Source organism: Brevibacterium siliguriense (assembly GCF_900105315.1).
Taxonomy (GTDB): Bacteria; Actinomycetota; Actinomycetes; order Actinomycetales; family Brevibacteriaceae; genus Brevibacterium; species Brevibacterium siliguriense.
Genome location: NZ_LT629766.1, coordinates 3,728,092 through 3,741,640, shown reverse-complemented (window position 1 = coordinate 3,741,640; position 13,549 = coordinate 3,728,092). Strand labels below are relative to the sequence as shown.

Sequence of the window (13,549 nt, the reverse complement as noted above, 5' to 3'; positions counted from 1 at the left end):
CCGCTTCCCAGTCCTGGACTGGGGAGCGGGGCTTCCGGGTGGTGGCTCCGACCGGCGTCGATCCGGTGACCTTTCGATTTTCAGTCGAACGCTCTACCAACTGAGCTACAGAGCCGAGCCGCCGACACACCGATAAGTATGCCGAGAGAAACAAAGGCTCTTCCGAAGAAGAGCCTTATGCTCCGCGACCCTGACGGGACTCGAACCCGCGACCTCCGCCGTGACAGGGCGGCGCGCTAACCAACTGCGCCACAGGGCCTTGCTGTTGTGATGGAAGACCTTACGATCTTACACCGTACCCCCAACGGGATTCGAACCCGTGTCGCCGCCGTGAAAGGGCGGTGTCCTAGGCCTCTAGACGATGGGGGCCCAGGTTGTCCTCGGATTCCCCGTGGGCAACGACGTTAAGCTTATCCCACCCGATTCGCGGAATGCAAAACGAAAAGGGGTGTCCTCGGTCACACGATGAAAACGGTGGTTTTAGACGTTTCTCCGCGCCGCCTCGGCGAGGGGGGCGCTAGAGTGGGAGGCATGGAGGCCCTGAGCGATGAGGAGTTCGATGCGATCCTCGAAGAAGCCCTTGATCTGCTGCCCGCGGGCGTGACCGAGCAGCTGGACAATGTCGCCCTGTTCGTCGAGGACCGGCCCGAGGGCGGCGACCGGCACCTGCTCGGCCTCTACGACGGCACGCCGATCGGGGAGCGGGGGATCGCCGGGTACGAGATGCCCGACAACATCTTCATCTACCGCGACAACCTCATCGACTTCGCAGAGGACCGGGACCATCTGCGCGAGGAGATCGTCATCACCATCGTCCACGAGATCGCACACTTCTATGGTCTCGATGACGATCGACTCCACGAACTCGGGTGGGGCTGAACATCCTCGACCGACGGGGCTGACAGGATTACCGGGGAGTCATTTGAGGTCTTGGGGATTGGCGTCGACAAGCCCCATTCGCCTATTGTGGGCGGGTACCTATCAGCACCGATACAACGTTCCGTCCGTATCGATGCGGGGACACGGAGTCGTGAACACTGCGCCTCCTGGCCCCGTTGACCTGCGGGCAGGAGGCACTACCCCCTTATGACAGTTGCATCCAAGACTTCCAGCGCGGCGACCCCGGCCGTGCGAGTGCTCAACCTGGCTGGCATCGATTACAGCCTGCGCAGCTTCGATCACGACCCGGCTACTCGCCGCTACGGCTCGGAGGCTGCCGACAAGCTCGGAGTCAGCTCCGATCAGGTGTTCAAAACCCTGATGATCCAGGTCGACGGGACGCCCGTGACCGCGCTCGTGCCCGTCTCCGGTCAGCTCGACCTCAAGGCCCTGGCCTCCGCGCGCGGAGCGAAGAAAGCCCAGCTGTCGGGCGTCGCCGAGACCGAACGCCGCACCGGCTACCCCGTCGGAGGAGTCTCTCCGTTCGGGCAGCGCCATGCCGTGCCGGTCGTCGTCGACCGCACCGCGCTCGAGCATTCCGCCGTATTCGTCTCGGCCGGCCGTCGCGGTCTCGAGATCGAGATCCGCCCCGAGGATCTCGTCATGCTCACGAACGCGCAGGTTGCGAAGATCGCCGCGCTCGACTGATCGGTCCTCGCCGATCTGAGCGTCGATTCAGTTCCTCACACCCATTCGACCTCGCCGACCTCGGGCGCTGCCCGACCGGCGGTGAGGTCGGCGTACATCGCCACGGCATCGGTTACCTCGGCCAGGGGAACCAGGACGTCGAGTCCGACCTCACCGCCGTAGTCGGCTCGCGTCGTCCACCCCCGGTTCCCGGCCGCCCGCTCCAGGGCATTGGCCTGGGCATAGTCGACGTGCGCGGACACCGGGACGCGTTCACGGCGGGTGATGATCCGGGCCTCATCCACCGCCGCCGAGGTGGCCTGACCATAGGCGCGCACGAGTCCTCCCGCTCCCAGCAGAGTCCCGCCGAAATACCGGGTGACGACGGCGACGACGAAGGTCAGATCATGGCCGGTGACGACATCGAGGATCGGAGCGCCCGCAGTTCCAGCCGGTTCCCCGTCATCGCTGAAGCGCTGAGTGCGCGAATCGGTGTCGAGGACGAAGGCCGAACAATGGTGGCGGGCCTTCGGATGCTCGGCGCGCGCCTCGGCGATGACGGCCCGAGCCTCGGCCTCATCTGCGGCGGGGGAGAGGCGGGTGAGGAAGCGGGATCTCTTGATCTCGATCTCGGCCTCGACGGGGCTGACGATGGTCCGGTAAGACATGGTCGTCACTGTAGTCGAATGTGTTCTACGATGAGCCCACGGGCGCGGATTCCGTGCTCATCCCCGGTACTTCAGCGAAAGAGTGACAATGGTGCACCAATTCGACGACGGCGACTTCGCAGCGCTCAGGGACGAATCCGCCCGAGCCCGTGAACTCGACCGCGCGCACGTCTTCCATTCGTGGTCGGCACAGCGCCTCATCGACCCACCGACCGTCGCCCGCGCTCAGGGATCGACGGTCATCGACGGTGAGGGTCGGGAGTTCCTCGACTTCTCCTCGCAGCTGGTGAATACGAACATCGGCCACCAGCACCCGGCTGTCGTGCAGGCGATCAAGGACCAGGCCGATGTGCTGTGCACGATCAGCCCGGCCACCGTCAACACCGCCCGCTCCGAGGCCGCTCGGCTCATCACCGACCGCACCCCGGCTGGGCTGGATCACGTGTTCTTCACCAACGGCGGCGCGGACGCGAACGAACATGCCATCCGCATGGCCCGACTGCACACCGGTCGGACGAAGGTGCTCTCGCGCTACCGGTCCTACCATGGCGGAACCCAGACCGCTGTCAACGTCACCGGTGACCCGCGCCGGTGGGAGAACGAGACCGGGGAGTCGGGCATCGTCCACTTCTTCGGACCCTTCCTCTACCGCTCGGAGTTCCACGCCGACACCGAAGCCGAGGAGACCGAGCGCGCACTGCAGCACCTGCGGCGGACCATCGAACTCGAGGGACCGGCGACGATCGCAGCGATCATCCTGGAATCCATCCCAGGCACGGCCGGAATCATGGTGCCCTCGCCCGAGTACATGCAGGGTGTGCGGGCGCTGTGCGATGAGTTCGGGATCGTGCTCATCGCCGATGAGGTGATGGCCGGATTCGGACGGTCGGGCAAGTGGTTCGCCTTCGAACACTTCGACATCGTCCCCGACCTCGTCACCTTCGCCAAGGGCGTGAACTCCGGGTACGTGCCGCTGGGCGGGGTCGTCATCAATGACGCGATCTTCGAGACTTTCGCCGAACGCGTCTACCCCGGCGGACTGACCTATTCCGGTCATCCGCTGGCGTGCGCGGCCGCGGTCGCGACGATCAACGCGATGGCCGAGGAGGGTATGGTCGAGCACGCTGCGCGCATCGGGGAGAACATCATCGGCCCCCGTCTGCGGCAGATCGCGGAGAACTCGAAGCATGTCGGCGAGGTCCGCGGCACCGGAGCGTTCTGGGCGATCGAACTCGTCTGGGACAAGGAGTCCAAGGAGCCGCTGGCTCCGTACGGCGGCGGCTCACCCGAGGTGGCCTCGGTGGTGGCGGCGCTGAAGGAACACGGCGTCATCCCGTTCAACAACTACCACCGGCTGCACGTTGTCCCGCCGATCAACATCAGCGAAGAGGACCTCGAGCGCGGCCTCGGAGTCTTCGAGAAGGTCCTCACCGACCTCGACTTCCCCCGGTAGTTACTACCTGACGGCGGCTCAGATACCTCGCGCTGTGAGTATTGACAGTGGCTGGTCTGGGACTGGCTGGCAGAGTAGGTGTTGGCCTCTCCGTCCAGTGATCGTGACTCCACCTCGCGCTGACCCACACCGTGGTGTCTTGCCCTCGATTTGTCCGATCACATGGATGGTGCGGCCGGCACCAGCTCGGCCCACATCGGTAACTTGATCAGAAGGCTGTCCACCCCCGAAAATCCAGGGGTGTGACTCATCACAGTGTTGTTCCGAAGTGATCTCTAACCCGGACCGGTACCGGCCGCAAGCGGCCACGCAACCCATCGGTCAAACAGGGAGCTTCGAACCGCTATGTCTATTGTCGCGCACTTATACAGTTTCTTCATCGGTGTTGATACACACGCCAGAAACCACGTGTATTCCATCGTCACCAACACTGGAATTCTCGTCGAAACCCGTTCCTTCCCCACCACGTCAGCAGGAATCAAACGAGCCCTCACCTGGGCCGGCAGGCGCACCAGCGGTGACCTCGACACCCTCTGGGTCGTTGAAGGTGCTGCCTCGTACGGTGCGGTGCTGACCGGACACATCGCCGCAGCCGGGTATCCGGTAGTCGAAGCCGGGCGTATGGATGCCAAAGCCCGCCACGGTGTCGGTAAGAGCGACGAGCTTGATTCCCGCCGGATCGCGGCATCTGTATTGCCTCTCGACGCCGATCAACTGCGGTGGCCGCGTCACGGTGAAGGTGTCCGGCAGGCGCTGCGTGTCCTGCTGGCAGCCCGGGACGCGATGACCACGGAACGGACTCGGATGATCAACTCCCTGACAGCTCTGGTGCGCACCATCGATCTGGGCATCGATGCCCGCAAGTCATTGACCAGTGACCAGGTCGACGAGATCGCGAAATGGCGGACCCGCAACGAAGACGTCGACTTGTCCACCGCCCGGGAAGAAGCGATCCGTCTGGCCAAACGCGTCCTCGTTTTGAACGATGATCTGCAGACCAACCATGACAGGCTCACCGAGCTTGTTGAAGCTAGTCCGGCCGCACCCTTGCTGGATGAGCCCGGGATCGGCCCATTCAGCGCCGCTGTGTGCTTCACCGCGTGGTCCCACCCGGGGCGGGTGCGGAACGAGGCCGCGTTCGCAGCTCTGGCGGGAGTGAACCCGATACCTGCGTCGTCGGGCAACACGCGCCGGCACCGGTTGAACCGGGGCGGGGATCGGCAGTTGAACCGGGCCCTACACACAGTGGTCATGAACCGAATGGTCCATGACGAACGGACCAGGAACTACGTGGCCCGCCACTACGGTGAAGAACCGACGAAGAAATCCAAGAGGGAGATCAAGCGCAACCTCAAACGGTATCTAGCGCGCCGGGTCTACAAGATCCTCAACGCGCTCGATACCGTTCCTCAACCCGCTTGACAAGACATAGAAGGATCGAGGTAGCTGGGCCGCCGTCAGGTAGTAATTAGGGCGTCTGGTGGGTGTAGTTACCGCCCAAGACCGTGGCCTTGACCGGGATCTGCGCGATCTTCGACGCGTCCACGTTCCGCGGGTGGGTCTCCAAGGCGACGAAGTCGGCGAGCTTGCCTCGGCTCAGCGTCCCCTTGTCCGCGCCCTGGCCCGAAGCCTTCGCCGCCTCGATCGTATAGGCGGCGATCGCCTCATCGACGCTCAAGGATTCGGCGGCCGAACCCATGACATCCCCGCCCCGGGTCCTGCGGGTGACGAAGGCTTCGATTCCGCGCAGCACATTGCCGTCGGCGCACGGACGGTCCGAGCTGCCGGCCATCGGCACACCTGCATCGACGAACGACTTCGCCCTGTAGATGAGGTGCCGGCGGGCCGGGCCGAGCGAAGCGTTCATCCCGTCGCCTATGCCGTCGGCGAACGCCGCCTGCGGGGTGACGACGATTCCGTGTTCGGCCAGCGTCGCCAGATGCTCATCATGGACCAACGCGGCATGCTCGATCCGGTTCGGCACTGCCCGGCGGCCATAGCGCTTCTGCGCCTCGACGATGTTGGCGATCGCAGCATCCACGGCGGCATCACCGATGGCATGCACGGCCAACGACCAGCCGGAGGCATAGGTGTCGAGGATCTGCTGACGCAGCACCTCGGCGTCATCCTGCAGATAGCCGGGATGGTCCTTGCCCGCATAGTTCTCCCGCAGCGCTGCCGTCTCACCGGACAGCGCCCCGTCCATGAAGAACTTCACGGGTCCGATCGAGATGAGGTCATCTCCGAGACCGGTGCGCAGTCCCGCATCCAAACCGATGCCGAAACCGTCGGCGGAGTTCGCCGCGATCGGATGCAGACCGTCGGCCTGCGGCATGAGCTGAGCCCGCGCCCGCAGCTTGCCTTCCTCCCGGGCCCGCAGATAGCCGCTGATCTCGATGGGGGAGTGCCCGATCCAGCCGTAGGCGATTCCGCATTCTCCGAAGGACGTGATGCCCTCCTTCGCATAATAGGCTGTCGCCAGATCGAGGGCGTCGACGACGGTGTCGAGCGAATACGGACGGATGAGGTCCTGGACCAGCGTCTGCGCGGTCTCTTCGATCAGACCCGTCGGGTGCCCGGCCGCATCACGCACGACCTTGCCGCCGACGGGTTCTTCGAAATCGGGCTCCAGGATCCCGGCCCGGCGCATCGCCTCGGTGTTGGCGATCGCGGCGTGACCGGACGTCTGCCGCATGAACAGGGGCCGGTCCCCGGTGATCTCGTCGAGACGGGCCAGGTCGGGATACTGACCGTCATAGTCACGGTGGGCGTACCCCGTGGCTTCGATCCATTCCCCGGACGGAGTCGTCGCCGCGGCCTTCTCGAGCGCCGCATACACATCGGGCAGACCGCCGGGCAGCGCCGTGACATCGACCGAGGCCAGGGTGAGACCGAACCACGTCGTGTGGCAGTGGACGTCGTTGAAGCCCGGCAGCACCGTCGCCCCGCCCAAAGACTCGACCCGGTCGGCGTCGATGCCGTCGAGTTCATCGTCGAAGCCGATGATCCGGTTGCCCCACACCCCGATCTTCTGCGCTCGCGGTCGCGTCGGATCAAGCGTATATGCGTCGAGGTCGGTGAAGATCGCGTCGATTCTCATACGGCCACCTTAGTCAGATTCGCGCGGTGTCCGCTCCACCGTACACGGCAGACCGTTCACAACAGCCCACTCACGGCAACCTGGCCCCGCGAACGGACGGATCCGTGATGCAGTGGACGAGCGAGAGCCCCTTGTGTCCCAGTGCCCGTTCGAAGGCGTCGCGGAAGTCCTCGGTGGCCTCGACGCGGATGCCGAGCCCGCCGAAGGCCGTGGCCATCGCGGCGAAGTCAGGGTTCTGCAGTGCCGTGGCGGTGGCCCGGCCCGGGTACTCGCGGTCCTGATGGCCGCGGATCGTGCCGTAGACCGAATTGTCGTTGAGCACCACGGTGATGTCTGCACCGTATTGGACGGCCGTGGCCATCTCCTGCCCGTTCATGAGGAAGTCCCCGTCGCCGGCGATGCAGAACACCGGCCGTTCCGGATGGACGAGCGCGGCGGCGATCGCGGCCGGCAGGCCGAATCCCATCGACCCGTTGCGCGGCCCCAGCGCCGAAGGGAACCCGTGCGTGGGCAGGAACCTGGTCGCCCAGCCAGAGAAGTTCCCCGCCCCGTAGGTGATGATCGCGTCCTTCGGCAGCAGCTCCTTGACATGGACGAATGCTTCGTCCATATCGACAAACCCCGCCGAGGCGGCCGACCCCGACGCGCCCACCTGCGGTTTCCGCCACGCTTCGAGCTCGGCCCGGGCCTCGGCGACCCAGCCCGGCAGGGGCACGGCATCCCCGGCCGCCTCTGATAAGGCATCGCCGAGCGGCGGTTCGTCGATCGACCCGTCGGAGGACACCGAATAGGTGCGCGTGCCCTCCTCGGTGAACAGGGATTGAGCGAACCTGCTGACCGAGGTGACGATGTGCTGGTCGAGGCGGCCGAAATGGCCGTGCGCATCGGCATCGGGGCCGATGACGACCGTGCGCTGGTCGACTCCGTTCGTGAAGCCGTCGGTGGCCACATCGGTGCGGACACAGCCCAAGAAGATGTGCAGGTCCGCCTCGGCGAGGGTGCGTTTGGCCACGGGAGCCGCACCATAGCCCAAGATGCCGAGGAAGTTCGGGCTGTCGTGGTCGATGCCGTCATAGGCGCGGAAGGTGCCGAGCACGCCGAGGCCGCGGTCGCGTGACCATTGGGCGATGCGTCGCGAGGTCGACGGCGACCAGTCCTCTCCGCCGATGATGAGCACGGGGCGGTCGGCGGCGGTGATGCGGGCCCGCAGCTCCGTGACATCCCCGGCATAAGGTGAGGCCGAGCCGTGCACGCGCGGGGGCAGCACCGTTCCTGAACTGGGGTGGACGAGGACCTCTTCGGGCAGGCCGACGATGACGGGACCGGGCCGCCCGGTCACGGCGGTGTGCATGGCGTCGACGACCACCTCGGCGGCTTTTTCGGGGTCATCGAGGGTGAGCACCTTCTTCGCGGTCGAGGTGAACCAGCCGTCCAGATCGAACTCCTGGAAGGATTCGCGGCCGCGATGATCGGTGGGGATGAGGCCGACGAAGACGACGAGCGGGGTCGCATCCTGGAAGGCGGTGTGGACGCCGACCTTGACGTTCGCCGCACCGGGACCACGCGTGACCATGGCGATTCCGGGCACCCCGGTCATCCGCCCTTCGGCGACGGCCATATAGGCGGCCCCGCCCTCCTGGCGGCAGACGATCGGGGTGATCGCCGAATCGCGGAGTCCGTCGATGACGTCGAGATATGACTCGCCGGGCACCAGATAGGTGCGAGTCACACCGTGTGCTTCGAGTTCCTCGACGATGAGATGACCTGCAGAAAGAGACGCGGAGGTGTCCATACCTCATGCTTATCATCATTTCGCCTCCTGTGGTTGTCTCAATGGTCCACCACCGTGCCCATTCGAAACCCTGAGGTCGTATGATCGTGCAACAACGGAATCAGTGCGGTCCGCCGACTGAGCCCGTGAGCAGGAAATCCTCACCGGATCGGGGTGGGGCCGCAGACTGACAGCCAGGAGGCTCTCGCATGACCGGAATCGACTCCGACCAGGTAACGGCGCAGGAGTTTGAGCCCACCGACCTCGGCGGCGGCCGCAGGCACGGTCGCGCCGGAGCCCCCTCGACACCGCGCCGGGCTCAGCTCGAACGGGACCCGGGAATGCCCGCGAGCACGTGGCGTCTGCGCTCCGATGCGTGGGAGTACCTGAAGTTCGCGATCAAACGACTGGCCGTCAGCGGCGGGGACTTCTCGATGATCGCCGAAGACGGTGAGGTGTGGCGTTCCCTGCGGTCGCTGAAGACGATTGAGCTCTATTGGGCCGGTTTCGGTCAGCGCTATGTCGAGGAGATCACCGACCTGCTCTCCAACGGCGAATTCGATCGGGCGCACGACATGATCACGCGTGCGGTCAATCGGCTGCGCGGCACCACCGTGCCCGACACCGGTGAAGACGACCTCACCGAGGATGAGCGCGCCGAGCTCAAGGATCGCCAGGACACCCGCCCCCGCTTCGAGGTCCTCATCGTCGATGAGACCACCGAAAGCGGCCGAGACGAGCTGCACACGGACCTGCTCAAACTCCGTAACGCCTCCGACCAGTTCATCTACGACTACGTCATCGTGCCCACGGCCGACGATGCGGTGGCGGCGGCCCTGACGAACCCGAACCTGCTCGCCTGCGTCATCCGCCCCGGATTCACCGACAACACCCGCGAAGTGCTCAGCCGCGATCTGCGCGATTCCATCGAGTTCGCGCACACCTCGACGAAAGAATCGCCGTCGGCGCCGATGAGCCCGCTCAATTCGGTGCGCCGCGTGCTGCGCCTGGCCGATACCCTGGCGAATCTGCGCCCTGAACTCGACCTCTACCTCATGGCGGGCGCCCATATCGAAAGCCTCGCAGGTGCCCTGACCCACCGGTTCCGTCGTGTCTTCCGTCGCGAGGACCAGTTCGAACTCCACCTGTCCCTGCTGCGCCGCATCCAGCACCTCTACGACACTCCGTTCTTCGACGCGATCCGCGAGCACGCCCGCCGTCCGGCTGGTGTCTTCCACGCCCTTCCGGTGTCGCGCGGCGGCTCCGTCGTCGGCTCCAAATGGATCGGGGACTTCGTCGACTTCTACGGACTCAATCTGCTTCTGGCCGAATCCAGCGCCACCTCCGGTGAGCTCGATTCCCTGCTCGCACCGGTGCACACGCTGAAGAAGGCGCAGTCATTGGCCGCCCGTGCCTACGGTGCCAAGCGCACATACTTCGTCACGAACGGCACGTCGACGGCGAACAAGATCGTTCACCAGGCCGTCGTCTCACCCGACGAGGTCGTCATGGTCGACCGCAACTGCCATAAGTCCCACCACCATGCGCTCATGCTCACCGGCGCCCGCACCGCCTACCTCGAGGCGTACCCGCTCAATGATGTCGCCTTCTACGGAGCGGTGCCGCTGAACCGGATCAAGCAGCTGCTGCTCGACTACCGGGCCGCCGGCCGCCTCGACGAGGTGCGGATGATCACCCTGACCAACTGCACATTCGACGGCATCGTCTACGACCCCTACAAGGTCATGTCCGAATGCCTGGCGATCAAACCCGACCTCGTCTTCCTCTGGGACGAAGCCTGGTTCGCCTTCGCCCGATTCCATCCGGTCACGCGCAAGCGCACCGCCATGGTCGCTGCGGAGACCCTGGAGGAGAACCTGTCCACGAACGCCCACGCTGCGGCGTACCGGGAGCAGCAGAAGCGCCTGTTCGATCCCGAGACCGGTGTCCCCGCCCCCGATTCGGTGTGGCTGGAGGAGGACCTGCTGCCTCCGCCGGATGCGACGATCCGCGTGTACGCGACCCAGTCGACGCATAAGACGCTCACCGCGCTGCGCCAGGGGTCGATGATCCACGTCTACGATCAGGAGTTCTCTTCCGGCGCCGAGGATGCCTTCCATGAGGCGTATATGACCCACACTTCGACGTCGCCGAACTACCAGATTCTCGCGTCCCTCGACCTCGGGCGCAGGCAGGTGGAGATGGAGGGTTTCGCGCTCGTGCAGAAGCAGCTCGACCTGGCGATGAGCCTGTCCTCGGCGATCTCCAGGCATCCTCTGCTGAAGAAGACGTTCAGGGTGCTCACTGCCGCCGACCTCATTCCCGAGGAATACCGAGTCACCGAGCGGACGATGCCGCTGCGCGATGGGCTCTCCACGATGTGGGACGCCTGGGTCCGCGACGAATTCGTCGTCGACCCCAGCCGCATCACCGTTGAGATCTCGGGCACGGGAGTCGACGGAGATACGTTCAAGCACGAACATCTCATGGACCGCTACGGCATCCAGGTGAACAAGACGAGCCGGAACACAGTGCTGTTCATGACGAACATCGGCACCTCACGCTCGGCCGTCGCCTACCTCATCGAAGTGCTGGTCAAACTGGCAGGGAAGTTCAATGACCCGCACGAACTTCAGGAACAGGACGCGCTGACCGAACCGGCCGCGGTGATGCCTCCGCTGCCGGACTTCTCGGCCTTCGCCCCCGACTACGCCGCCGAGGTGCCTGTCGAGGATCCGTCGAAGCAGCTGCCCGACGGCGACTTGCGCACCGCTTACTATGCGGGTCTGCGTCGGCAGAACATCGAGCATGTGCTGCCGCATGAGCTGCGCCGCCGCGTCGAGAATGGGGAGCTGCCAGTCTCGGCCGGGTTCGTCACTCCTTACCCGCCTGGATTCCCGGTGCTCGTGCCCGGACAGGTCATCACCGCCGAGGTGCTCGACTTCATGTCGGCGCTGGACACCCGTGAGATCCACGGCTACGACTCCCGTCAGGGCTATCGCATCATCCTCAAAGAGGTCCTGGAGAACTGAGCGAGATCGACCATGCGCACCAGCCGTCTCATCCAGACCGTCGAAGCCCACACCGAGGGCCTGCCCGTCCGTGTCGTCACCGGGGGAGTGGGCGGGACGAGTGCGCTCATGGCTGTCCGGCACGCCCGCGGACAGTTGGGACTGAACACGGATTTCGTCAATGAGTGCTTCATCGGCACCACATTCACCGGACGGCTGGTCGAGGAGACGAGCGTCGGTGCGAACGTCGCGGTGGTGCCGACGATCACCGGCCGCGCCTGGCTGACCGCGACCTCGCAGTTCATGCTCGACCCCAGCGACCCGTTCCCCGCCGGCTTCACCCTCTGAGCCTTCGCCGACCGCTACCCCAGTTGCCCGGGATGGAGGACGCGGGAGAGGAAGTCCTTCGTCCGCTGCTCCTGCGGATTGCCGATTACGTCCTTGGCCGGTCCGGCTTCGACGACGACTCCGCCGTCCATGAAGACCACACGGTCGGCGACCTGCCGGGCGAACTCCATCTCGTGGGTGACGACGACCATCGTCATTCCCGCCTCGGCGAGGTTGCGCATGACCTGGAGCACGTCGCCGACGGTCTCCGGATCGAGCGCCGAGGTGGGTTCGTCGAAGAGCATCACGTCGGGGTCCATGCTCAGGGCTCGGGCGATGGCCACGCGCTGCTGCTGACCGCCGGAGAGCGAACCGGGCTTGGCCTCCATCTTCTCGGACAGCCCGACCTCCGCGAGGTTGGCCTCTGCGACTTTGTCGGCCTCGGCCTTCGACCGTTTGAGGACCTTCGTCTGGGCGATCGTGAGGTTCTCACGCACGGTGAGGTGGGCGAAGAGATTGAAGGACTGGAAGACCATGCCGATGCGGGTGCGAGCGGCATCGATGTCGAGATCGAGGTCGGTCATGTCCATGCCGTCGACGACGATCGAGCCGCCGGTGGGCGTTTCCAAGGTGTTGATGCAGCGGAGCATCGTCGACTTGCCCGAGCCCGAGGGTCCGATGACGCAGACGACCTCGCCCTTGTCGACGTCGAGGGTGATGTCGGTGAGAACCTGGTTCGTCCCGAAGCTCTTCTGCAGGTTGCGGATCGCGATGATCGGGGTCTTCGTCGTCGCGTGCGCGTCTGTTGCTGTGGTGGTCATCATTTCACTCCAGAATCTGCGGAACCGTATTTCTTCTCCAGCACCCGCGACAGATACGACAGCGGGACAGTGATGATGAGATAGCACAGTGCGATGACGATGAAGGGGGTGAGGTTCGCGGTGTTGACGATCTCGGCGCGACCGAGGGCCGCGAGCTCACGTCCGTCGACCGAGGAGCCGAGGATGTAAGCCAGGGACGAATCCTTGGTCAGCAGGATGAGTTCGTTCGTCAGGGGAGGCAGGATGATGCGCATCGCCTGCGGCAGGACGATGGTGAACATCGCGCGTGACGAGGACATGCCCAGAGATCGGGCCGCCTCGATCTGTCCCTTCGGCACGGCCTGGATGCCGGCGCGGATCGTCTCGGCCATATAAGCCGAAGACACGAGGCCGAGGGCGATCATGATGATGACGAGCTGCGGGAGGATGAACCCGGGGAAAGCCACCGGCAGTCCGAACCCCATGACGAGAAAGACGACGAGGGCGGGCAGACCGCGGAAGAACTCGATGTAGATCGTCGCCAGCCAACGGTAGACGCCGACCGAGGACAGGCGCATGAGGGCGACGACGAGAGCGATCGCCAGGCCGAGTGCGAAGCCGAGGATCGTGAAGATGACCGTGTTCTTCAAAGCTCCCGTGATGACCTCGGGGAACATGCCCGCGGCGATGTCGAAGCGTCCGAATGTGTCGATGAGCGTCGGCCAGTCGGCGACCAGCGCGACGATGATTGCTACGACGACGAGGACGGCGTATTGGATGCCGCGCGAGAGCTTCGCCTTCTGGCGTTTGCTCATCTTCGCCTTTGGGGTGGCGGTGGCGGCCGGGACGGCGG

Annotated in this window: 10 protein-coding genes, 3 tRNA genes and 1 pseudogene; 6 read left to right on the top strand and 8 right to left on the bottom strand. The window is 65.0% G+C overall.

Annotated features, from left to right (window positions below; translation table 11 throughout):
• Positions 1-39 precede the first annotated feature (39 nt).
• From BLU88_RS16835 to BLU88_RS16825, 3 genes are all read right to left on the bottom strand, one after another.
• Positions 40-115: transfer RNA gene (locus tag BLU88_RS16835), tRNA-Phe, on the bottom strand.
• 70 nt (positions 116-185) lie between these two features.
• Positions 186-259, bottom strand: a tRNA-Asp gene (locus BLU88_RS16830).
• Positions 260-296: 37 nt separating this feature from the next.
• Positions 297-369, bottom strand: a tRNA-Glu gene (locus BLU88_RS16825).
• Positions 370-531: 162 nt separating this feature from the next.
• Here BLU88_RS16825 and BLU88_RS16820 point away from each other — a divergent pair.
• Together BLU88_RS16820 and ybaK are read left to right on the top strand one after the other, a co-directional pair.
• Entirely contained in the window at positions 532-879 is a 348-nt protein-coding gene (locus tag BLU88_RS16820; RefSeq protein WP_092016520.1) for a metallopeptidase family protein, read from the top strand.
• A 207-nt stretch (positions 880-1,086) separates the two neighbouring features.
• The gene (gene ybaK / locus BLU88_RS16815) at positions 1,087-1,587 is read left to right on the top strand and encodes a Cys-tRNA(Pro) deacylase (protein WP_092016517.1); all 501 of its coding nucleotides are present in this window, start codon (positions 1,087-1,089) and stop codon (positions 1,585-1,587) included.
• Between the two features lie 35 nt (positions 1,588-1,622).
• Here ybaK and BLU88_RS16810 read toward each other — a convergent pair whose 3' ends face one another.
• Positions 1,623-2,234, bottom strand: a complete 612-nt coding sequence (locus BLU88_RS16810) for a YigZ family protein (protein ID WP_092016514.1) — start codon at positions 2,232-2,234, stop codon at positions 1,623-1,625.
• Between the two features lie 88 nt (positions 2,235-2,322).
• On the opposite strand from BLU88_RS16810, the gene BLU88_RS16805 reads away from it, so the two are divergent.
• Together BLU88_RS16805 and BLU88_RS16800 are read left to right on the top strand one after the other, a co-directional pair.
• Positions 2,323-3,687 (top strand): aspartate aminotransferase family protein, encoded by a 1,365-nt coding sequence (locus tag BLU88_RS16805; protein ID WP_092016511.1) that lies wholly within the window; start codon positions 2,323-2,325, stop codon positions 3,685-3,687.
• A gap of 345 nt (positions 3,688-4,032) precedes the next feature.
• The gene (locus tag BLU88_RS16800; RefSeq protein ID WP_092010052.1) at positions 4,033-5,109 is read left to right on the top strand and encodes an IS110 family RNA-guided transposase; all 1,077 of its coding nucleotides are present in this window, start codon (positions 4,033-4,035) and stop codon (positions 5,107-5,109) included.
• A 46-nt stretch (positions 5,110-5,155) separates the two neighbouring features.
• Here the strand turns inward: BLU88_RS16800 and BLU88_RS16795 are convergent, their stop codons facing one another.
• Both BLU88_RS16795 and BLU88_RS16790 read right to left on the bottom strand, forming a co-directional pair.
• Positions 5,156-6,787 (bottom strand): amidohydrolase, encoded by a 1,632-nt coding sequence (locus BLU88_RS16795; RefSeq protein ID WP_092016508.1) that lies wholly within the window; start codon positions 6,785-6,787, stop codon positions 5,156-5,158.
• A 70-nt stretch (positions 6,788-6,857) separates the two neighbouring features.
• Positions 6,858-8,579 carry a thiamine pyrophosphate-dependent enzyme gene (locus BLU88_RS16790; protein WP_092016505.1) on the bottom strand — a complete coding sequence of 574 codons (1,722 nt, stop codon included), beginning with the start codon at positions 8,577-8,579 and terminating at the stop codon, positions 6,858-6,860.
• A gap of 188 nt (positions 8,580-8,767) precedes the next feature.
• Here BLU88_RS16790 and BLU88_RS16785 point away from each other — a divergent pair, with 188 nt between their 5' ends.
• Both BLU88_RS16785 and BLU88_RS16780 read left to right on the top strand, forming a co-directional pair.
• Positions 8,768-11,590 carry an aminotransferase class I/II-fold pyridoxal phosphate-dependent enzyme gene (locus BLU88_RS16785; RefSeq protein ID WP_092016502.1) on the top strand — a complete coding sequence of 941 codons (2,823 nt, stop codon included), beginning with the start codon at positions 8,768-8,770 and terminating at the stop codon, positions 11,588-11,590.
• Positions 11,591-11,683: 93 nt separating this feature from the next.
• Positions 11,684-11,917, top strand: a pseudogene (locus tag BLU88_RS16780) (proline racemase family protein); the annotation flags it as partial.
• Positions 11,918-11,931: 14 nt separating this feature from the next.
• Here the strand turns inward: BLU88_RS16780 and BLU88_RS16775 are convergent.
• Both BLU88_RS16775 and BLU88_RS16770 read right to left on the bottom strand, forming a co-directional pair.
• Positions 11,932-12,717: an amino acid ABC transporter ATP-binding protein gene (locus tag BLU88_RS16775; RefSeq protein WP_092016495.1), complete on the bottom strand. Its 786-nt coding sequence runs from the start codon at positions 12,715-12,717 to the stop codon at positions 11,932-11,934.
• Complete coding sequence (locus BLU88_RS16770) at positions 12,717-13,511, bottom strand: amino acid ABC transporter permease (protein ID WP_092017611.1); 795 nt, start codon at positions 13,509-13,511, stop codon at positions 12,717-12,719. Before BLU88_RS16770 ends, BLU88_RS16775 begins: the two co-directional genes overlap by 1 nt.
• Positions 13,512-13,549 lie beyond the last annotated feature (38 nt).